Source organism: Microbacterium sp. NPDC056052 (genome assembly GCF_042266785.1).
In the GTDB taxonomy this organism is placed as follows: domain Bacteria; phylum Actinomycetota; class Actinomycetes; order Actinomycetales; family Microbacteriaceae; genus Microbacterium.
Window position 1 is genome coordinate 168674 of record NZ_JBHJWV010000004.1, and the last position, 19868, is coordinate 188541.

The window sequence follows — 19868 nt, forward strand, 5'->3', positions numbered from 1 at the left end:
TCCTTTGTGAAAGCGTGAGACGCTCAGAGGCGTCAACAGCGAGAGGGGCTGAAGTGTTCCCGTGGCCTAGACGAGAACCGTCTCGGCGGACCTTCCGTCCGAGAGAGCGGCGAGGAAGTGCTCCACGTCGAGGGCTGCGACGGTGCCGGATCCGGCTGCGGTGATCGCCTGGCGGTAGGTCGGGTCGATCACGTCACCGGCCGCGAATACGCCGGGGACGGAAGTGCGCGAGGTGCGCCCATCGACCCAGATCGTTCCCTCGGCGGTCAGGTCGAGCTTGCCGTGCACGAGGTGGGTGCGCGGGTCGTTGCCGATCGCGATGAACAGTCCGTCGACCGGGAGGTCGGTGATGGTGCCGTCGACCGTGTTGCGCAGACGCACGCCGGTGGTCGCGTCGTCGCCGAGGACCTCCTCGACCGCACTGTTCCAGATGAACTCGATCTTGTCGTTCGCGAAGGCACGCTCCTGCATGATCTTCGAGGCGCGGAGCGAGTCCTTGCGGTGGATGATGTAGACCTTCGAGGCGAACTTGGTGAGGAAGGTCGCCTCCTCCATGGCCGAGTCCCCGCCGCCGACGACGGCGATCGTGCGCTCGCGGAAGAAGAAGCCGTCGCAGGTCGCGCACCACGAGACGCCGTGGCCGGAGAGGCGCTCCTCGCCCGGGATGCCCAGCGTGCGGTAGGCGGATCCGGTCGCGTAGATCACGGATGCCGCCTCGAGGACGGTGCCGCTGCCGAGCGTGACCTTCTTGATCTCGCCGTCGAGCTCGAGCTCGGTGACGTCGTCGTAGAGGACCTCGGTGCCGAACTTCTCGGCCTGCTCCTGCATCTTGGCCATCAGGTCGGGGCCCTGAATACCCTCGGGGAAGCCGGGGAAGTTCTCGACCTCGGTGGTCTTCATCAGCTCGCCTCCGACCTCGACCGAGCTCGCCACGAGAACCGGATTCAGGTTCGCGCGAGCCGCGTAGATCGCCGCGGTGAATCCCGCAGGTCCCGAACCGATGATGATGACCTGTCGCATTGCCTCTCCTTGCTGTCGCACGCTTCAACACATGGTACCGGCGCGGCATTCCGCGGAGCTGGGCACGGTGCTTGCAGGAATCAGGCGGTGACGTCGACGACGCGGGTTTCGCCGAAGACGGGGGAGAGGGATCCCGCCGACCAGGCGGCGAGGTCGTCGACGAGCAGGGTGCGGTCGGAAGGCGGGACCCAGAGTGTGAACGACGCCGAGGATCCGTACACGACCTCGCCGAACGAGGCTCCATGTGCATGGGCCCAGTCCCGGAGACCGTTGTCGATCCGCCCGGCGTCCGCGTGCGGCACGTCGACGCGCGCCTCGAGGAGCTCACGACGATGCAGCAGCGCAGCATCGTCCAGAGCGTCGGAGACTGCTGTCGAGTAGGCCCGGATCAACCCGCCTGCACCGAGCTTCACGCCGCCGAAGTACCGGGTGACGACGGCGACCACGTCGGTGAGGCCGCGGCGTCGCAGCACCTCGAGCATCGGGATCCCTGCCGTGCCGGAGGGTTCGCCGTCATCGGAGGAGCGCGCCTGGTCGCCTGTCACGCCGGTCACCATCGCGGTGCAGTTGTGGCGCGCGTCCCAGTACTGCCGGCGGACGGAGGCGATGACCTCGTCCGCCTCGGCCACAGAACGGACAGGGACCAGGTGGGCGATGAAGCGAGACTTCTTCACGACCAGCTCGCGCGTGACGGGCGCGGCGATCGTGTCGGGGTAGGAGCGCGTCATGACGGCGTGCGGACAGTGGCGCTCATCGGGACGGCGCGAAGCGCCGCCCGAGGCCCTTCAGGGCGTCGAGCTCCGGAGCGCGCAGCAGGGCGAGCAGGGCGATGTAGACGACGAGGACGACTGCGGCGATGATCAGGCAGCCCACGGCACCAGCGAACAAGTTGGCCGTGGTCCAGCCATCGGTTCCGCCGAGCAGCAGGAACACGCCCCAGCCCGCCGCCGCGGCGGGCGCGGCGGCGAGGATGAAGCGTCCGAGCGCAAGGAGCCAGCTCGCGGTTCCGAGACCGCCCAGGCGCCGGTGCAGCAGGGTCGTGGCGACGATCGTCTGCGCGATGCTGGACAGCGACTGGCCCAGCGCGATGGTCGCAGCCAGCCCGGACAGCGGCACCACGCCACCGTCGTGCAGCAACTTCGCTCCGAACGCGGTCGCGACGATGAGGACGCATTGGAAGATCGTGAAGAAGAAGGGCGTGCGGGTGTCGCCGTAGGCGTAGAACGTGCGCTGGATGATGAACAGCACTGCGAGAGGGAGGAGCGCCACCAGGTAGGCGACGAGCACGAGTGCCGCCGCACGTGCCTCCGTGGCGTTGTCGGTGAAGATCCGGGAGGCGGGGATCGCCGCCGCGAGCACCGCCGCCAGGGCGCCCGTCAGGAAGAATCCCACGGTGCGGATGCTGCGGCCGATGTCCGTGCGGACTTCCGCGTCCTGACCTGCATGCGCATGCTCGCTGAGCTGGGTGAAGTAGGGGGTGCCGATCGACATGACGATCACCGAGTACGGGAGCATGAAGATCAGCCAGGCGTTGTTCATGACCGTGATCGACGGATCGTGACCCGAAGCGTCGATCGCGATGCGGTGCTGGTAGAAGCCGGCAGCCAGGCTGGACAGCGCCATGAGCATGGTCCACCCGGCGAGCTTGACGACATTGCCCAGCCCCACGCCGCGCCAACGGAAATCCGGCCGCAGTGAGAGTCCGGTCTTCGGCCAGAACACGAGCAGGATGATCGCCTGCACCGCGATACCGAGCGTGGCGATTCCGCCAAGCCACGCGATCCGATCCGGCGTCCAGTCATCGACGTTGCGCAGCGGGGCGCCGAACATCAGTCCGATCACCACGAAGCCGGCGATCGAAACGATGTTGTTCAGCACAGGGGCCCAGGTGAACGGGCCGAAGATCCTTCGCGCGTTCAAGGTCTCGCCGATGAGCGCATACAGCCCGTAGAAGAAGATCTGCGGCAGACACCAATACGCGAACGCGATCGCGAGCTCTACCTGCGCCGCGGGCCTCCCGCTCGCGATGAGGCCGACCAGCCACGGCGCAGCCAGCATCGCCAGCGCGGTGGTCACGAGGAGAACCACGGTTCCCGCCGTGAAGATCTTGGAGATGAAGGCGCTGCCGCCGTCGCGATGAGTGGTCGCCTGGACGATCTGCGGAACGAGGACGGCCGTGAGCACGCCGACGGAGATCAGAGAGAAGACGTCGTTGGGCAGCTGGTTCGCGAGGCTGAAAGCATCCGACGCCGTGCCGACGGCACCGATCACCTGGACCAGCACGATCGTGCGCAGCAGCCCCGTGATGCGGGACACCATCGTGCCCGCTGCGAGCAGTGCGCTCGCCCGGCCGAGGCTACTCATCGGTCTCCCTGTCCGCCGGACTGGATCCGGCATTTCCCTCTGCGAGGGTCTGGGTCTGCGTCTCATCCACGGGATCCGAGGCCTCGTCCCGGGAGCTCCCCGGCTCCTCCTCAGCCTCGGCGGATCCCTCCATGCCTTCTGCGGCATGCTTGGCGGCAGCGGCCTTGCGGCGGCGGATCGTGCGGACGATCCCGGCGCCGATGAGGAGGACGCCGAGGCTGCCGAAGACGATCAGGCCGATGGTCTCCCACTCCGCACGGATCGTGAGCCGTGCCGACTGCGCCGGCCCGATCGCGACGCCGGTCGGGCTCGTCAGGGTCATGGTGAGCGTGAGCTCGGTGTTCGCCACATGCGATTCGAGGGGGAGTCGTACCCGCGAGGTGCTGGAGGGCTGAGCCTCGACCTTGGTGGTGGCGGGCACATCGATGCGGCTGTCGCTGGAGGACACGTTGAGCGTGACGCGGACCGGATACGGCAGGTCGTTGCGCACCCATACCGGCACGTCCACTTTCGGGCTGATCAGGATCGGGTTCGATGGCTGGATCCCGACCGCGGCCATGGTGGTCCGCGTCGCCTTGCGATGGGTGTCGAGAGCAGCGGCGAAGTCGTCGGGCGTCGTGTGCACGCCGACGCCGAGCAGGCGCATGATCGAGATGCGCTCGCGCACGGTGAGGTCGGCGGGGCGATCCAGGATCGTGGCGAACTGGGCCAGGTGGTCGGCGTCCTCGTTCAGTGCGGACACGGCGGCGGCCCGGTCTTCGGCCGATTCCGTTGATACGGTCAGGTCCGCGGGGGCGGTGGAAAGCACGCGGTCGAGCCGGCCGTCCTGTCCGCCGCTGAACGCGGTGGCGGCGCTGGACAGCCCCTCCTCCGACCGTGCGTCGGCACGGGAGAGCCCCGCGAGCACCGTCGAACCCGGGGCGTCGAACCACAGCATCGCGTTCGCCTCGGTCAGCGCCCCGCCGCGCGCCGTCGCGTCCGACTGCTCTGCGGCGGAACTCAGTGCCTCCGAAACGGCCTCGTCGCTGACGAGTACCGGTGTCCCGCCCACGGTGCCGCGGGAGGCCACGGGCGCATCCTTCGCTCCCGCGGTGAAGGATGTCGACGGGAGGATCGGCACGGTGCCGGCCCCCAATGCACCGTAGTGCGACATCGTCGCGACCTGAGCCGCAGTCACCTGACCGCGTGGCCACAGGATGTCGGTGCGGGCGCCGGCGATCGCACCGGACGACACCGGGCCCTGCCCCGGCGCCGCGGTCGACGTCGGTGTCGGGGTCGGGGTCGGGGCGGGCGTCGTCGGAGTCTTGCCCGTCGGGTTGAGGAAGGGGTCGAAGTCGTCGACCGTGAGCGGGACCGTCATTCCGGCCGCCGCCTGGGCCGTGGTATCCGCATCGCCGAACTGCAGCGCGAAACGCTCGTTGGGCAGGGCCTCGAGCCGCGCCAGCCATGCTGTCGCCGTTGCCGGTGCGCCCGCGCCGAGCACCCGGATCGCTGCCGGGATGGAAGGGTCGACGGCGAGCACAGCCGGAGTGCCGGCCACGCCGTTCAGCTGCGCGGTGAGTGCGCCGGCGGGCGCGGTGAGGGCGGTGAGCTCGGCGGCGCTCAGCAGGCTCCCGGACGGGGCCGCGGTGATGGGGACGACCGTGATGACCGTCGCCGTCGCCCCCTGAGCGACCACGAGGGCGCTGCGCGCGGGAGCCGGCGCGGGAACATCCGCCGACGCCGGAGTGGCCTCGAACCGTGCCTGCAACGGGTAGACGCCGGGGGCGAGCGCACCGACGTCCGTCGCCGGGACCACGACCTGGGTGCGGGAGTTTCCTTCCGCGTCCAGCACGGTGGTGTTCACGTCGCCGATCGGGCTCAAAGCGGGGGCGGCGCCGGATCCGTCCAGCCAGGCGCCCACGGCCCCCCGATCGCCGAGCGGAGAACGTCCGAGCTCGAGGTGCACGATGCCTGCTCCGAGGCCGGTCGTGGCGTCGTTGCGGAGGGTGAGCGTCGCTGTCAGTGGCGCCCCGGATGCATAGCTTCCGTTCCCGTCCGGCTGTAGGGAGAGCTGCACGCCCGCGTGCTGCGGTGTCTGCGTCGGACTCGGCGTGGGCGTCTCCTCACCCGCCGCGGGCGATGCCGCGGCCAGGGGGAGCCCCAGACTCAGCGCGACGAGGAGGGCCCCGGCGGCACGGCGCAGGCGCTGTCGCAGGGGGGCAGGTTCGTTCTGAGTGGAAGTCATCGGGGATCCGTCGGGCGCGCGGGGCGCGGGGAGTGCTGACCCTGAGATTCTAGGCGGCGCGCCGCGCCGATCCCTGGAGGCGGGCAGGGTATCCGGCACCCCCGTCCCGTCAGCGGGTACGCGCGCGGCGTCGCGCGTAGGCTGACGCCGTGGTCCGACATCTGCTGCCCCGTCCCGATTCCGTGCTGTGCGCGGCGCTCGCCGCCGACCTCGACGCCGCCGACCTGCGCTCGGAGCCGTTGCGGGCCGCGTGGGGCGCGGAGGCCGACGACGCCCTCGCCCGCGGCATCCGCTCGCCGCTGCTGCGCGCGATCGAGGGCCGCACCGATGCGCTGGCCGCGCTCGGGCGCCTGTTCGTGCTGGGCATGCCGCAGCCCGAGGCCGACGTCGCGGCGGCGCTCGCACGTACGGGCCTCGATGGGCTCGAGACCCTGGGACTCGGCTATCGCGAGGACGGGCGCGTGGTGCCGGCCGCCCTGATCCGGCCGCAGTCGTTCGTCGACGCCGACGGCGTTGGGGAGTGGTGGATCGCGAGCGACCTCGACGAGCTCGCCCTGCACCACATGGACGGGGGCGGCGCTCTGCCGCCCGACCACGTGCTCGGCGTCGGCGGCGCCTCCCGCACCCTCGCGTCGCTCGTGATGCCGGTCGAGGTCGAACGGGCGCTGGATCTCGGCACGGGCTGCGGAATACAGGCGCTGCTCGTCTCGCGGCATGCCGGAACCGTCATCGCCACGGACATCTCCGCGCGCGCCCTCGCTTACGCCGAGCTCAACGCGATGCTCGCAGGCGTCCACAACATCGAGTTCCGTCAGGGCAGCATGTTCGAGCCGGTCGCCGGGGAGAGCTTCGGGCTCATCGTGTCGAACCCGCCGTTCGTGATCACGCCGCGCGGCGCCGGCGTGCCCGAATACGAGTACCGCGATGGCGGGCTCGTGGGTGATGCGCTCGTCGAGGCGTTCGTCACGCAGGCTCCGGCGCATCTCATGCCGGGGGGATCCGCGCAGCTCCTCGGCAACTGGGAGTCCATCGGCCCTTCGACAGGCTCAGGGACCGGGACGCTGGGGATCCGGCGCCTGGAATCGTGGATCGCGCCAGAACTGGACGCCTGGGTCGTGCAGCGCGAGACGATGTCGCCGCTCGGATACGCGGAGCTGTGGATCCGCGACGGCGGGACGACGCCCCGGGACGCCGCCTTCGAGTCGCTCCTGGACGCGTGGCTGGCCGACTTCGCCGACCGCGGCGTGACCGAGATCGGGTTCGGGTACGTACTGATCCGCAGGCCTGCGGCCGAGGCCGCCGGCAGCCCGCTCCGTCGCTTCGAGTCGCTTCCGCAGCCCGTGACGAGCGTGGGCCGGGCATTCCGTGACGGACTCGCCGGGTACGACGCGCTCGCCGACGGGATCCCGAATGTGCTGCTCGTCGCCTCCGATGTGACCGAGGCCCGCCACCACATGCCCGGTCAGGAGGCGCCGAGCGTGATCGAGCTGCGCCAGGGCGGGGGCTTCGGGCGCACGATCTCCGTCGACCCCGCGCTCGCCGGTTTCGTGGGAGCGTGCGACGGCGACCTCAGCGTCACGCAGATCGCCGCCGCGCTCGCGGACCTCTTCGAGGTGCCGCTCGTCGACCTCTGGACCGATCTCGAGCCGCGCCTGCGCGTGCTCGTGACGGATGGCTTCCTGATCCCGACCGACCGATGAAGGACACTGCGAGACTCCAACTGGGCGACGAAACTGCACCACAGAACCGCAGTCTCGTCGCCCAGATGGAGTCTCGCGGATCGGTGAATAGGGAATGCAGGGGTGGATTTATGCGTTTGAATGAATTATGAAGGCTTTCGGATTCCTCTCCTTCGGGCACTATGCGAACGTGCCCGGATCCGTCACCCGCACGGCCGGGGAGATGCTGCACCAGACCATCGAGATCGCGCAAGGCGCCGACGAGCTCGGCGTGAACGGCGCCTACGTGCGCGTGCACCACTTCGCGCGACAGGCCGCCTCGCCCATGCCGCTGCTGTCGGCGATGGCCGCGACCACGAAGCGCATCGAGGTCGGCACGGGCGTGATCGATATGCGCTACGAGAACCCCCTGTACTTCGCCGAGGAGGCCGCCGCGCTCGACTTCATCGCCGACGGACGGATCGCCCTCGGCGTGAGCCGTGGCTCACCCGAGACCGCGCTGCGCGGCTATGAGGCGTTCGGCTACGTCGACGAGGAGGATCGCGAGCGCGGCAGCGTGCTGGCCCGCGACAAGTTCGACCTGTTCCTGGAGGCGATCGACGGCGCCGGCATCGCACCCGGCGATCCGCGCATGGTCGGGGAGGGTCACTACCTCTCGGTGGAGCCGCGCTCCACGAGCCTGCGCGATCACATCTGGTGGGGATCCGGTTCCCGTGCGACCGCGGAGGAGACCGGCCGGAAGGGCCTCAACATGATGAGCTCGACGCTCGTCACGGAGGCGACCGGCCAGCCGTTCCACGAGCTGCAGCGCGAGCAGATCGACCTGTTCCGCGCGGCCTACAAGGAAGCCGGCCACACCGGCAGGCCCCGGGTGTCGGTGAGCCGCAGCGTGTTCCCGCTCATCAGCGATCAGGATCGGGCGTACTTCGGGCTGCGCAGCGAGGAGAACGGAGACCAGATCGGCGTGATCGACGGGTTCCGCTCCACGTTCGGCAAGACCTACGCGGCCGAGCCGGACGTGCTCATCTCGCAGCTGAAGCAGGATGAGGCTGTGATGGCGGCCGACACCCTCATGCTGACGATCCCGAACCAGCTCGGCCCCGAATACAACCTGCACGTGCTGCAGGCGTTCGCCGAGCACGTGGCGCCGGCACTGGGCTGGAAGCCGAACACCGAGGGACCGGTGCAGGGCGACCCGGTCTGAGCCCGGACTCATGCGTCGAGGGGGCGGGCATCATGACGATGCCCGCCCCCTCGACGTCTCCGCTCAGCCCTCCTGATCCGGCGGGCCGAAGATGTTCTTCCCGTGCTTGTGCAGCAGGTTGTACGCATCCATGAAGGTCTGCGGCTGCTCGTCGCCGGGCAGGCCGTAGCGCGCCAGCAGCAGACCGAGCAAGCCTTCCGCCGGCGGAGTCAGCGGCTTCTTCGCGTGCGTGTGCGCGGGATGAGCCGGCTTCGATTCGGGATTGGGCGGCAGGAACCGGGACTGGGTGACCGGCCAATCCGAGGGGTGACGGGGCTTGTCCAGGTTGATCACCTGGAACAGATCGTTCGCGGTCGCGTCTCGACGAGTCAGCGGCTTCAGGCCGTGCAGGCGAGTGAGGGTCGCGATCACGGATCCGTGATGCATCTGGTCGTTGATGACCGTGCCCCTGCGCGTGTAGGCGGACACGGCGATCGCGGGCACGCGGCATCCGAGGCGATCGAACGCGAAGCCCATCTCCCCCTTGCCGGAGTTGTCGGGCGGGGTTGCCTTGGGCGGCGCCACGTGGTCGTACGTGCCGCCGTGCTCGTCGAAGGTGATCAGCAGCAGCGTGTTGATCGCGTTGGATCCCTTCGGCGACTTGCTCGTGCGGATCGCGTCGTAGATGTCGTGCACCAGGTCATCGCCGGCACGCACATCGGAATAGGCACTGTTGATCAGCGCCGTGTCCTCATCCTCCAGATCCGTCTCGCGGCGGCTGCCGAACGGCGGATGGAAGTCGTTGTGGTCGTAGATCATCCGCGGCTCGACGAAGGCGTACGCCGGCAGCTCGCCGTGCTCGACATCGGCGTAGAAGTCGTCCATCGTGCCGAAATGCTCGGTGCGCCAGAACTCTTCGAGCACCGGCGCGTGCAGGACGCCGGTGAAGGACACCATCTGCACCTCGTCGAAGTAGATCTTCCAGCTGAGACCCGACTCCTCGAGGCGGTTGAAGATCGTCGGCGACTTCGGCGCGTTCAGCCACTTGGCGTAGTCGCCGCCCTCGTGGTTGGTGACCTGACCGTGCGAGGTCGAGGCGTTGAAGAAGGAACGGTTGCAGAAGGTCTGCGAGGGCACCGCGCAGAACCAGTGATCGAACACGGCGAATTCGCGAGCCAGAGTCGACACGGTCGGCAGCATCTCCGGCGAGAACGAACCCATGATGCGCGACAGCTCGTCCTGGGTCGGGGACTTGCCGTGCTTGAGGCGCATGACGTTCACCATGTAGTCGGTGACGAAGCCGGTCATCGTCGGCTCCGTGCCGTCGGCGGGCTCGTTGTAGGGAGCCGAGAGCCCGCCGTTGTAGAGCTCGGCATTGCTGGCCGGGTCGATCGTGTTGTACAGCTGCGTGTTGACGTGCGGATACATCTCGCCCGGATCCGGATCCGGCCAGGTCATGATCGTGTCGGTCGGACCCTCATAGACGTGCGCGTCGTAACGCTGCCCGTCGAGCTCGTTGTAGTACTCCCCGAACGCCAGGCCGTCGAACTCCTGTCCCTCGGGCAGATCGTCCTTCGTGTAGAGATAGCCGAGCAGGTTGTCGAAGGAACGGTTCTCGCCCATGAGCACGACGATGTGGTCGAAGCCCGGAGCGTGGCGGGGCGCAAGGGCTCCGTAGTCGTCCATCGCCTCCTGGAACCCCTCGCGCTGGCCGAGGCCGTATCCGATCGCGGCACCGGCCCCGCCGCCGACCACCGCGCCGGCGGCGGTGAGGCCACCGATCCGGAGGAAGTCGCGACGGGAGCGTGTACCGCCCTGAGGGGCACCGTCCGTGCTGCTCTCTGCCGCGGCGGGTGTGCTTTCCGGCGCATCGGCGGCGTTGCCCTGCGATCCTGACCTGCCGTCGCCCGAGGCGGGGGAGTTCTTGCGTCTGACCATGCCGCGATCCTACTGAGCGGGCGAACGGTTCCTACAGGCTGCGAACGGCTCCCTGCGGATCCTTCGCGACACCCGCGGCCCCATCCACGGGATACCCCGTAGACGCCGCGGCGGCCTGGCAGAGGAGGCGGCCGCACGGCGTCGCCTACGCTGTCCGACATGACCGACTACTCGACCCAGGCGCAGGTGCGCCGCATCACCGAGGAGTTCGCCCGCAAGCGCTCCCGCATGTTCGTGGCGTTCGCCTGCATCGAGGGCGCGATGCTGGCCGGTGCGGTCATCGTGGTCTATGTGCTCAAGCTCGTCGATCCCGACGTCGGCGTGTGGATCCTCGTGGCGCTCGCCCTCATCGGATCGCTGGTGCTCAGCACGATGATCATCCGGCAGATCAAGGCCCAGCAGCAGGCGATCCGCGACGTGGGCGGCACCCCGTTTCCCGGCTCGACCGGCCCGACCTTCTGACGGCACGGGCCGAGCGCGCCCGGGTACCCTGGAAACCATGCTCAACATGGCCGATTCCCTCGCGCGCCTGGGCGCCCTCGCCGAGAATCCGGTCGTGCGGACCCTGGCGACGGCGTTCGCCGAGGCCGGGTTCGACCTCGCCGTGGTAGGCGGTCCGGTGCGCGACGCGCTGCTCGGCCGCCCCACGCACGATCTCGACTTCACCACGAACGCTCGTCCCGACGACATCCTCCGCATCGTCACGCCGATCTCGACCACGCAGTGGGACATCGGCCGGGAGTTCGGCACGATCGGCGCCAAGGTCCCCTCGCCCGACGGTCCCTCCGAGCAGGTCGAGATCACGACCTACCGGGCGGACGCGTATGACGGCGTCACGCGCAAGCCCGTCGTCTCGTTCGGGGATGACATCGAGGGCGACCTCGTGCGCCGCGACTTCACGGTCAACGCCATGGCGTTCCTCGTCCCGCAGCAGAAGCTCGTGGATCCCACCGGGGGAGTGGAGGATCTGCTGGTCGGCGTCCTGCGCACCCCGACCACCCCGGAGGTGAGCTTCGGCGATGACCCGCTGCGCATGCTCCGTGCGGCACGGTTCAGCGCGCAGCTCGGATTCGGCATCGAGGAGCGCACGCTCGCCGCGATGTCGGACCTGCGGTCGACGCTGAGCATCGTGAGCCCGGAGCGCATCCAATCCGAGCTGTTCCGGCTGCTGCAGTCCGACGATCCGGTGCGCGGGATCCGCGTGCTCGTCGAGACCGGGCTCATCGACGAGTTCCTGCCCGAGGTGAGCGCGCTTCGGCTCGAGATCGACGAGCATCACCACCACAAGGACGTCTACGAGCACTCCCTGACCGCGCTCGAGCAGGCGATCGCGCTCGAGCACGCGCGTCACCCGGACGAGCCGGCCGATGCGGTGCTGCGTCTCGCGGTGCTGCTGCACGACATCGGCAAGCCGCGCACCCGCAAGCTAGAACCGGGTGGCGTCGTGAGCTTCCACCACCACGACGTGGTGGGATCCCGGCTCGCCCGCAAGAGGCTGCAGGCGCTGCGGTTCGACAAGGACTCGACCGACGCCGTGGCGAAGCTCATCGAGCTGCACCTGCGCTTCTTCGGCTACGCCGAGGGCGCGTGGACCGACTCCGCCGTCCGCCGCTACGTCCGCGACGCCGGCGACCAGCTCGAGCGGCTGCACATCCTCACCCGCGCCGACGTCACCACGCGCAACAAGCGCAAGGCCGGTCGCCTCGCCGCGGCCTACGACGACATCGAGGCGAGGATCGCGACCCTGCGCGAGCAGGAGGAGATCGACGCGATCCGTCCCGAGCTCGACGGCAACGACGTGCAGCGCATCCTCGGCATCGCCCCGGGCCGCGAGGTCGGCGAGGCGTACCGCTTCCTGCTCGAGCTGCGCCTCGACGAGGGCCTCATCGGCCCCGAGGCCGCCGAGCAGCGCCTGCGCGACTGGTGGGCCGCGCGCGGCTGAGGTTCAGCGCGCCCTGACGGAGCGGATCCGGGGCTTCTGGGATGCCGTCGAGTCGATCGCCCGGGTTGTTGCTGGTACGAAACTCAGTCGTTTCGGGGGATGGCGGCCGAAGTCGCAGCCTTTGCCCCCGAATCGACTGAGTTCGACACGCGGTCGGTCGTGTACTGGACTTCGGTGGCCTCCTCGTGATGGGGGACACCGCCGTCCTGGCCCTCGTGTTCGCCGCGCAGTGCGGCTTCCACGAGGTGCGTGAGATCGATCGAGACGATCCGTGGCGCGGCCATCGCTCAGCCCGCCGGGGTGGGGGTCGGCGACGGGCTCGGCACGGCGTCGGATGGCCGTGGCGACGGTGTCGGCGTGGGCGGCGTCGTCGAGCCCGGCGTGGGCGCGGGCGCGACGGTGAGCGCGCGATCCGGCGCGCGCAGGAACGGCGGCTGGGGCGTGATGACAGAGCCGTGACTGCCGCCCTGGATGTCCTTGAAACTGCGAAGGGGCAGCGGGTAGACGTTCCAGACGGGTCGTCCTTGGGCATCGCGCATCGGCACGACGGTGTTCTGGCTTTCGTTGTCGGTGATCCACCCCATCGCGTCGTCCATGTTCTCGCTCTCTTCGCCGAGCAGGTTCACGGGTGTGCCCCGGTTCGTATACAGCTGAGCCCCCTCGACGAGGTTGCCGTCCTTGTCGTAGACGAACAGATTGCCGATCCGATTGCCGTCGAGCAGCAGGCCGGGCGGCGGCGTGTAGCCCGCGTTCGACGGGTCGACGTTCTGGTTCCACACTCCGAACATCACGGGGGAGGAGAGCAGGGGCAGGAACATCACGGCGACGATGCTGGCGACCGTGCGCACGTGTCGCAGTGCGTTCCTCGGCAGCCAGCGGCCGCGGCCCCACTGCACGCTCACGAGGACGATCATCGCCACGAGAACCCAGGTGAACACCTGCGCAAGGAAACCGCCGAAGCCGGCGATCGTTCGCGGGCCGAGGCCGGCCGGAATGGCGATGAGCGCTGCCAGTACCAGGCCGCGCAGCACCCACCACACGGGGCGCAATGCGATCAGCAGATCCAGCAGCCAGGCGCCGAACGCCGAGGACCGGATCCGCCCCGCTGCCCGTCCTGCCACCGCGGCGAGGCGTTCGTGCCACGGCGCCTTCGTCCCCGGGGTCGGACCTCGCTCGGGCAGGCCGGCCGCGGAGCGCAGTTCCTCGGCGTACGCGGCCGGATCGCCCAGATCGATCGCACCGTCGTGGTCGGCGGCCTGATCCGTGAGGTCCCCGACGAGGCCGTCGACGAGGTCGTCGACTTCTTCGGCGGGCAGGTCTGCGAGCTGTGCGCGGACGGCGTCGGCGAACGCGCGGATCCGTTCCGCGGCGCTCAGGGTGGTTTCGTTCATCGCTGCGCTCCTTCGGAGAGGATCCCGGTGGGTTCGGCGGGGGGATGGAACAGGGCGGGTGCTGCGGCGCCGGCGGCCGCGGCGGGTCCGGGCGGAGCGGCGGCCGCGGGTGGGACGTGGGGGGCGAGCAGCCCCGACATGGCCACGGCGAAGTGCGACCAGGTCGCGATCTGCTCGTCGAGCATGTGCTTGCCCTGCGCCGTGATCGCGTAGTACTTGCGGTGCGGTCCGCCGTCGGAGGGCACCACATAGCTCGAGAGCGCGCCGCCGGAATAGAGGCGGCGCAGGGTTCCGTAGACCGAGGCATCGCCGACATCGCCGATTCCGGCGTCGCGGAGGCGGCGCACGATGTCGTAGCCGTACCCGTCCTCGTCGCGCACGACGGCGAGCACCGCGAGATCCAGCACGCCCTTGAGCAGCTGCGTCGTATCCATTCCGCCTCCTCCGCCACGTCCCCGTGGCTGCGTCGCTCCGCACACTACCACGCGACACACAGTAGTACCGAGCGCGCCACAGTCCCAGGGTCGCTCCGCGGTCGTACACTGGACCCACTCCGTCGCCGATGATCGGAGACCCTGTGTCCTCTGGCTGGCAGCCCGCCCGCGAGCCTGCGCCCGCGGCGTCGCGCCTGCTCATCGAGCGCGCGCACGAGGAACTGGTCGCAGGCAACATCGCCGACGGCCGGCTGCAGAACGTGCGCTCGCTCGTGCGAGAGTCGTGGGAGAGGGCCTGGCGCCAGAGGGTCGGCGCCGAAGGGCTCCCTCCGCTCGACTTCACGGCGGACGCCCTCGATGCCTACCGGCGCGCGCATCCGCTCGCGGGCGCGATGGACACCATTCGCGCGCTGCTGCTCCCCGGATCCGCCGACGACGCGGGCGTCATCGTCGCGGTCGGCGACCACGCAGGCCGCCTGCTGTGGGTCGAGGGCGACCTGAACCAGCGGATCCTGTCCGGCGAGATGGGCTTCGTCGCGGGCGCGAACTGGTCGGAGCGAGCGGTCGGCACGTCCGCTCCCGGTACGGCGCTCGAGCTCGGCGCCTCGGTGCAGATCCACGGGGCCGAGCACTACAACCGCCTGGTGCAGCCCTGGTCGTGCACCGCCGCACCCGTGTTCGATCCGGAGGATCGGCGCATCCTCGGCGTGATCGATGTGACCGGCGGATCCGAGGCGGCGAGTCCGCAGGCCCGCATGCTCGTCGACGCCACCGCCCGCGCGGTCGAGGCCGAGCTGCTCGTGGCGCGGCTGCGGGCCAGGGCCGAGCCCGCGGTTCCCGCCGCTCCGGCGTCACGTCGACGCCCCGTGCCGGACCGAGCCGCCCTGCGGGTCCTGGGCAGGGATCGAGCCAGGCTCGAGGTCTCGGGAGGCGACGGCGAGCGCGTGGTCGAGCTCAGCGCACGGCACGCGGAGATCCTGCTGCTGCTCGCTGTGCACCGGCAGGGCCTGTCCGCCGAACGCCTCGCCGAGCTGGTCTACGGGGAGGGCTCCTCGGCCGACACGCTGCGGCCCGAGATGGTGCGCCTGCGGAAGGCTCTGGAGCGGATCTGGCCTGCGCTGGTGCCCGAGTCGCGTCCGTATCGGCTGCCCGTGCCGTTGGAGACCGACGCGCAGGACGTGCTGTCGCTCCTCGACCGAGGGGCGCACCGGGTGGCTCTCTCGGCCTACCGCGGCCCTGTGCTGCCGGACTCGACCTCCCCCGGCGTGGAGGAGTACCGCGAGACCGTGCGCTCGACACTGCGGGAGACGATGCGCACCGAGGCCAGCATCGACGTGCTGCTGTCATACGCCGAGATCCCCGAGGGATCCGAAGACGCCGAGGTCCTGCGGCTCTGCCTGGAGCTCCTGCCCGCGCGCTCGCCGAAGCGGGCGGGCCTGGTCGGCCGGATCGAGCGCCTCGAGCAGGCCTGACCCGGATCCAGGCCGCCCTTCGTCTCGCTTCGCTCGCTCAGGGACCGGGCGCTTCGTTCGCTCAGGGACCGGTGGGAGCGCGCCAGGCAACGGTCCCTGAGCGAGGAGCGCAGCGACGAGACGAAGGGCGCCGGCCTCATCGGGCAGCGTCTGCAACCCGTTGCAACGTGACGCACCGGCGTGCAACCTCCGCGCGCCTACCGTCGAGGCACACATCAACCCGCGCGGCGATGCAGCCGCGGAACGTCGAAGGAGACGCGATGACCATCATCGAGGAGACCGTGTCGACCGCCTATGCGGCACCAGGGCAGCCGGGCGCGCTCGCGAACTACCGCCCGCGCTACGGGCACTACATCGGCGGCGAGTTCGTCGAACCCGTCAAGGGCCAGTACTTCGAGAACATCAGCCCCGTCAACGGCAAGCCGTTCACCGAGGTCGGCCGCGGCACGAGCGAGGACATCGACCGCGCCGTCGACGTCGCCTGGAAGGCGTTCGCGAGCTGGGGCAAGACCAGTCCCGCCGAGCGCGCCAACGTCCTGAACAGGATCGCCGACCGGATCGAGCAGAACCTCGAGGCGATCGCGATCGCCGAGACGTGGGAGAACGGCAAGCCCGTGCGCGAGACGCTCGCAGCCGACATCCCGCTCGCGGTCGATCACTTCCGCTACTTCGCCGGGGTTCTGCGCGCGCAGGAGGGCGGGATCAGCCAGCTCGACGAGAACACCGTCGCCTACCACTTCCACGAGCCGCTCGGCGTGGTCGGTCAGATCATCCCGTGGAACTTCCCGCTGCTCATGGCCACGTGGAAGCTCGCTCCGGCGCTCGCCGCGGGCAACTGCGTCGTCATCAAGCCGGCCGAGCAGACCCCGGCATCGATCCTGTTCCTGTTCGAGATCATCGGCGACCTGCTCCCCGCGGGCGTCGTGAACATCGTCAACGGCTTCGGCATCGAGGCCGGGGCTCCCCTCGCGCAGCACAAGAGGATCCGCAAGGTCGCGTTCACCGGCGAGACCACGACCGGCCGCCTGATCATGCAGTACGCCTCGCAGAACCTGATCCCGGTCACACTCGAGCTCGGAGGCAAGAGCCCCAACGTCTTCTTCGAGGACGTCGCGAGCTCGACCTCCGACCCGTACTACGACAAGGCGCTCGAGGGCTTCACGATGTTCGCGCTGAACCAGGGCGAGGTGTGCACCTGCCCCTCGCGCGCGCTCATCCAGCGCTCGATCTACGACGGCTTCCTCGCCGACGGCCTCGAGCGCGTGAAGAAGGTCGTGCAGGGCAACCCGCTGGATCTCACCACGATGATCGGCGCGCAGGCGTCGAACGACCAGCTCGAGAAGATCCTCAGCTACATCGACATCGGGAAGCAGGGCGGCGCGAAGCTCCTCACCGGAGGGGAGCGGGTGGACCTGGGCGGCGATCTCAGCGAGGGCTACTACGTCGCGCCGACCGTGTTCGAGGGCACCAACGACATGCGGATCTTCCAGGAGGAGATCTTCGGACCGGTGCTGTCGGTCACGAGCTTCTCCGACTTCGCCGATGCGATCTCGATCGCGAACGACACGCTCTACGGCCTCGGCGCCGGCGTCTGGAGCCGCAGTGGAGACACGGCGTACCGCGCCGGGCGTGCGATCGAAGCGGGCCGCGTCTGGACGAACACCTACCACCAGTACCCGGCGCACGCCGCGTTCGGCGGGTACAAGCAGTCGGGCGTGGGCCGCGAGAACCACAAGATGATGCTCGACCACTACCAGCAGACGAAGAACCTCCTCGTCTCGTACGCCGAGGGGCCGATGGGCTTCTTCTGATCCGGATCCGTCTCCGCCCCGGTCGTTGAGCGAGCCGAAGGCGAGCCGAAACGCGGCGAGCTCGACAGGGCGCCGCGTTTCGACGCGCTCAACGACCGGTGGAGCACACACGAGAGGAGTGGGCGATGCCCGAGTTCCACCGCGTCGACGTCTCGGAGGAGGCGGCGGCGCTGCTGCGCACGCTCACCGTGCAGCACGGTCCGCTGATGTTCCACCAGTCAGGGGGCTGCTGCGACGGATCGGCGCCCATGTGCTACCCGGTGGGGATGTTCCTGACCGGATCCGGTGACGTGCTGCTGGGCGATCTCGAGGTGGGTCTCGACGAGACGGTGCCGGTCTACATGTCGGAGTCGCAGTTCGAGTACTGGAAGTACACGCACCTCACGATCGATGTCGTCGCCGGTCGCGGATCCGGCTTCAGCGTCGAGTCGCCGACCGGCAAGCGGTTCCTGACCCGCTCGCGGATGCTCGATCAGGCCGAGCTGGAGCACTTCGCTTTGGCGTGAATGAGCGAGCATCGCGCCGCAGGAAGATCTGCGGTCGAGGTCACGTCTCGGCGTCGGAACTCCCGAGAATCGCCGACCCGTGCCTACAATCGGGTGTCCCGTGCGCCGTGAACCCTGACGGCCATGGATGTTGCGGCCGCGTTGAAGCGCGGTCACGGAACCGATACAGAGGTGTATATGTCATTCCACAGCACTCGAGGCCGTCTCGGCCTCGCCATCGGCGCGCTCGGCGCCACGGCCCTCGTTCTCGCGGGCTGCGCGACGAGCAGCACGGGCGGCGGGGGTTCGACCGGGGGATCCTCCGGCAGCACGATCACCGTCGGCACGACCGACAAGGTCACGTTCCTCGACCCGGCCGGATCGTACGACAACGGTTCGTTCGCGGTGATGAACCAGATCTACCCGTTCCTCATGAACAGCAAGTACGGCACGGCGGAGGTCACCCCCGACATCGCCGAGTCGGCGGAGTTCACCTCGCCGACCGAGTACACGGTGAAGCTCAAGAAGGACCTGAAGTTCGCGAACGGCGACCCGCTCACCTCGGCGTCCGTCAAGTTCTCCTTCGACCGCATGGTGAAGATCAACGACCCCAACGGCCCGGCTTCGCTCCTCGGGAACCTCGACCGCACCGAGGCGCCGGACGCGACCACGGTCGTCTTCACGCTGAAGAACGGCAACGACCAGATCTGGCCGCTCATCCTGTCGAGCCCCGCGGCTCCCATCGTGGACGAGAAGGTCTTCTCGGCCGACAAGGTCACCGATGACGACACCATCGTCAAGGGCAAGGCCTTCGCTGGTCAGTACGAGATCACCGACTACAAGAAGAACCAGCTCATCTCCTACAAGCCCTACGCGGGCTACCAGGGCGAGCTCGGCAAGGCCGCCAACAGCCAGGTCAACGTCAAGTACTACGCGGACGCCTCGAACCTGAAGCTCGCGGTCGGCAACGGCGACATCGACGTGGCCTTCCGCAGCCTGTCGGCCACCGACACCGAAGACCTGAGCAAGAACAAGAAGGTCAAGCTCGTCGAGGGCCCCGGTGGCGAGATCCGCTACATCGTGTTCAACTTCAACACCATGCCCTACGGCGCCACCACTCCCGAGGCCGACCCGGCCAAGTCCCAGGCCGTGCGCCAGGCGGCAGCCGACCTGGTCGACCGCGCGGCGATCGCGAAGGACGTCTACAAGGACACCTACAGCCCGCTGTACTCCTTCGTCGCCGACGGCATGGCCGGCGCGACCCAGCCGCTGAAGTCGATGTACGGCGACGGCAACGGCGGTCCCTCGCTCGACAAGGCGAAGAAGGTCCTCGCCGACGCGGGCGTCACCACTCCGGTCACCCTGAACCTGCAGTACAACGGCGACCACTACGGCCCGTCCTCGGGTGACGAGTACGCCGCGATCAAGGCTCAGCTCGAGGAGGGCGGCCTGTTCGCCGTGAACCTGCAGAGCACCGAGTGGACGCAGTACTCGAAGGACCGCACGGCCGACGTGTACCCGGCGTACCAGCTCGGCTGGTTCCCGGACTACTCCGACGCCGACAACTACCTGTCGCCGTTCTTCCTCACGAAGAACTTCCTCGGCAACCACTACGACAACACCGCGGTCAACGACCTCATCGTGAAGTCGCAGACCGAGACCGACAAGGACAAGCGCATGGCCGACCTCGCGCAGGTGCAGGACATGGTCGCGAAGGACCTGTCCACCCTGCCGCTGCTGCAGGGCAAGCAGGTCGCGGTCGTGGGCGCGGGTGTCAACGGCACCACGCTCGACGCCTCGTTCAAGTTCCGCTACGCGCCGCTGACGAAGTAGCGCACCCTCAGACGGGGCACCGCCGCACTCGCGACGGTGCCCCGTCCTCGTTCCGGGGCCCTTCGACGGGCTCGGGGACCGTCATTCCC

General features: G+C 69.1%; 15 protein-coding genes and 1 pseudogene. 8 read left to right on the plus strand and 8 right to left on the minus strand.

The window, feature by feature from the left end; all coding sequences use genetic code 11:
- Nucleotides 1–66: 66 nt before the first annotated feature.
- From trxB to ACFC1J_RS09785, 4 genes are all read right to left on the minus strand, one after another.
- Nucleotides 67–1020, minus strand: coding sequence for a thioredoxin-disulfide reductase (gene trxB / locus ACFC1J_RS09770; RefSeq protein ID WP_375904800.1), 954 nt, complete (start codon nucleotides 1018–1020; stop codon nucleotides 67–69).
- Between the two features lie 80 nt (nucleotides 1021–1100).
- On the minus strand, nucleotides 1101–1748 hold the full coding sequence (locus ACFC1J_RS09775; RefSeq protein ID WP_375904802.1) for an IMPACT family protein: 648 nt from the start codon (nucleotides 1746–1748) through the stop codon (nucleotides 1101–1103).
- A 22-nt stretch (nucleotides 1749–1770) separates the two neighbouring features.
- Nucleotides 1771–3384 carry a murein biosynthesis integral membrane protein MurJ gene (gene murJ / locus ACFC1J_RS09780; protein ID WP_375904804.1) on the minus strand — a complete coding sequence of 538 codons (1614 nt, stop codon included), beginning with the start codon at nucleotides 3382–3384 and terminating at the stop codon, nucleotides 1771–1773.
- Complete coding sequence (locus ACFC1J_RS09785) at nucleotides 3377–5611, minus strand: DUF6049 family protein (protein ID WP_375904806.1); 2235 nt, start codon at nucleotides 5609–5611, stop codon at nucleotides 3377–3379. Before ACFC1J_RS09785 ends, murJ begins: the two co-directional genes overlap by 8 nt.
- A 149-nt stretch (nucleotides 5612–5760) precedes the next feature.
- On the opposite strand from ACFC1J_RS09785, the gene ACFC1J_RS09790 reads away from it, so the two are divergent.
- Both ACFC1J_RS09790 and ACFC1J_RS09795 read left to right on the plus strand, forming a co-directional pair.
- Nucleotides 5761–7311 (plus strand): methyltransferase, encoded by a 1551-nt coding sequence (locus tag ACFC1J_RS09790; RefSeq protein WP_375904807.1) that lies wholly within the window; start codon nucleotides 5761–5763, stop codon nucleotides 7309–7311.
- A 127-nt stretch (nucleotides 7312–7438) separates the two neighbouring features.
- Nucleotides 7439–8494: an LLM class flavin-dependent oxidoreductase gene (locus ACFC1J_RS09795; protein WP_375904809.1), complete on the plus strand. Its 1056-nt coding sequence runs from the start codon at nucleotides 7439–7441 to the stop codon at nucleotides 8492–8494.
- Nucleotides 8495–8557: 63 nt separating this feature from the next.
- On the opposite strand, the gene ACFC1J_RS09800 is transcribed toward ACFC1J_RS09795, so the two are convergent.
- Nucleotides 8558–10411: an alkaline phosphatase family protein gene (locus ACFC1J_RS09800; protein ID WP_375904811.1), complete on the minus strand. Its 1854-nt coding sequence runs from the start codon at nucleotides 10409–10411 to the stop codon at nucleotides 8558–8560.
- 159 nt (nucleotides 10412–10570) lie between these two features.
- Between ACFC1J_RS09800 and ACFC1J_RS09805 the strand changes: the two genes are divergently transcribed.
- Both ACFC1J_RS09805 and ACFC1J_RS09810 read left to right on the plus strand, forming a co-directional pair.
- Complete coding sequence (locus ACFC1J_RS09805) at nucleotides 10571–10873, plus strand: hypothetical protein (RefSeq protein ID WP_375904813.1); 303 nt, start codon at nucleotides 10571–10573, stop codon at nucleotides 10871–10873.
- Between the two features lie 37 nt (nucleotides 10874–10910).
- Complete coding sequence (locus tag ACFC1J_RS09810; protein WP_375904815.1) at nucleotides 10911–12353, plus strand: CCA tRNA nucleotidyltransferase; 1443 nt, start codon at nucleotides 10911–10913, stop codon at nucleotides 12351–12353.
- An 83-nt stretch (nucleotides 12354–12436) separates the two neighbouring features.
- Here the strand turns inward: ACFC1J_RS09810 and ACFC1J_RS09815 are convergent, their stop codons facing one another.
- From ACFC1J_RS09815 to ACFC1J_RS09825, 3 genes and pseudogenes are all read right to left on the minus strand, one after another.
- Complete coding sequence (locus ACFC1J_RS09815) at nucleotides 12437–12637, minus strand: hypothetical protein (RefSeq protein WP_375904816.1); 201 nt, start codon at nucleotides 12635–12637, stop codon at nucleotides 12437–12439.
- A gap of 3 nt (nucleotides 12638–12640) precedes the next feature.
- Nucleotides 12641–13744, minus strand: a complete 1104-nt coding sequence (locus tag ACFC1J_RS09820) for a hypothetical protein (protein WP_375904818.1) — start codon at nucleotides 13742–13744, stop codon at nucleotides 12641–12643.
- 125 nt (nucleotides 13745–13869) lie between these two features.
- Nucleotides 13870–14178 (minus strand): annotated as a pseudogene (locus tag ACFC1J_RS09825) (PadR family transcriptional regulator); the annotation flags it as partial.
- Between the two features lie 143 nt (nucleotides 14179–14321).
- On the opposite strand from ACFC1J_RS09825, the gene ACFC1J_RS09830 reads away from it, so the two are divergent.
- The 4 genes from ACFC1J_RS09830 (at nucleotide 14322) to ACFC1J_RS09845 (ending at nucleotide 19779) form a co-directional block, all read left to right on the plus strand.
- The gene (locus tag ACFC1J_RS09830; RefSeq protein WP_375904820.1) at nucleotides 14322–15650 is read left to right on the plus strand and encodes a GAF domain-containing protein; all 1329 of its coding nucleotides are present in this window, start codon (nucleotides 14322–14324) and stop codon (nucleotides 15648–15650) included.
- A 260-nt stretch (nucleotides 15651–15910) separates the two neighbouring features.
- Nucleotides 15911–17461 carry an aldehyde dehydrogenase family protein gene (locus tag ACFC1J_RS09835; RefSeq protein WP_375904822.1) on the plus strand — a complete coding sequence of 517 codons (1551 nt, stop codon included), beginning with the start codon at nucleotides 15911–15913 and terminating at the stop codon, nucleotides 17459–17461.
- A 125-nt stretch (nucleotides 17462–17586) separates the two neighbouring features.
- The gene (locus ACFC1J_RS09840) at nucleotides 17587–17967 is read left to right on the plus strand and encodes a DUF779 domain-containing protein (RefSeq protein ID WP_375904824.1); all 381 of its coding nucleotides are present in this window, start codon (nucleotides 17587–17589) and stop codon (nucleotides 17965–17967) included.
- A 177-nt stretch (nucleotides 17968–18144) separates the two neighbouring features.
- A complete protein-coding gene (locus ACFC1J_RS09845; RefSeq protein WP_375904826.1) occupies nucleotides 18145–19779 on the plus strand; it encodes an ABC transporter substrate-binding protein in 1635 nt (544 codons plus the stop codon).
- Nucleotides 19780–19868 lie beyond the last annotated feature (89 nt).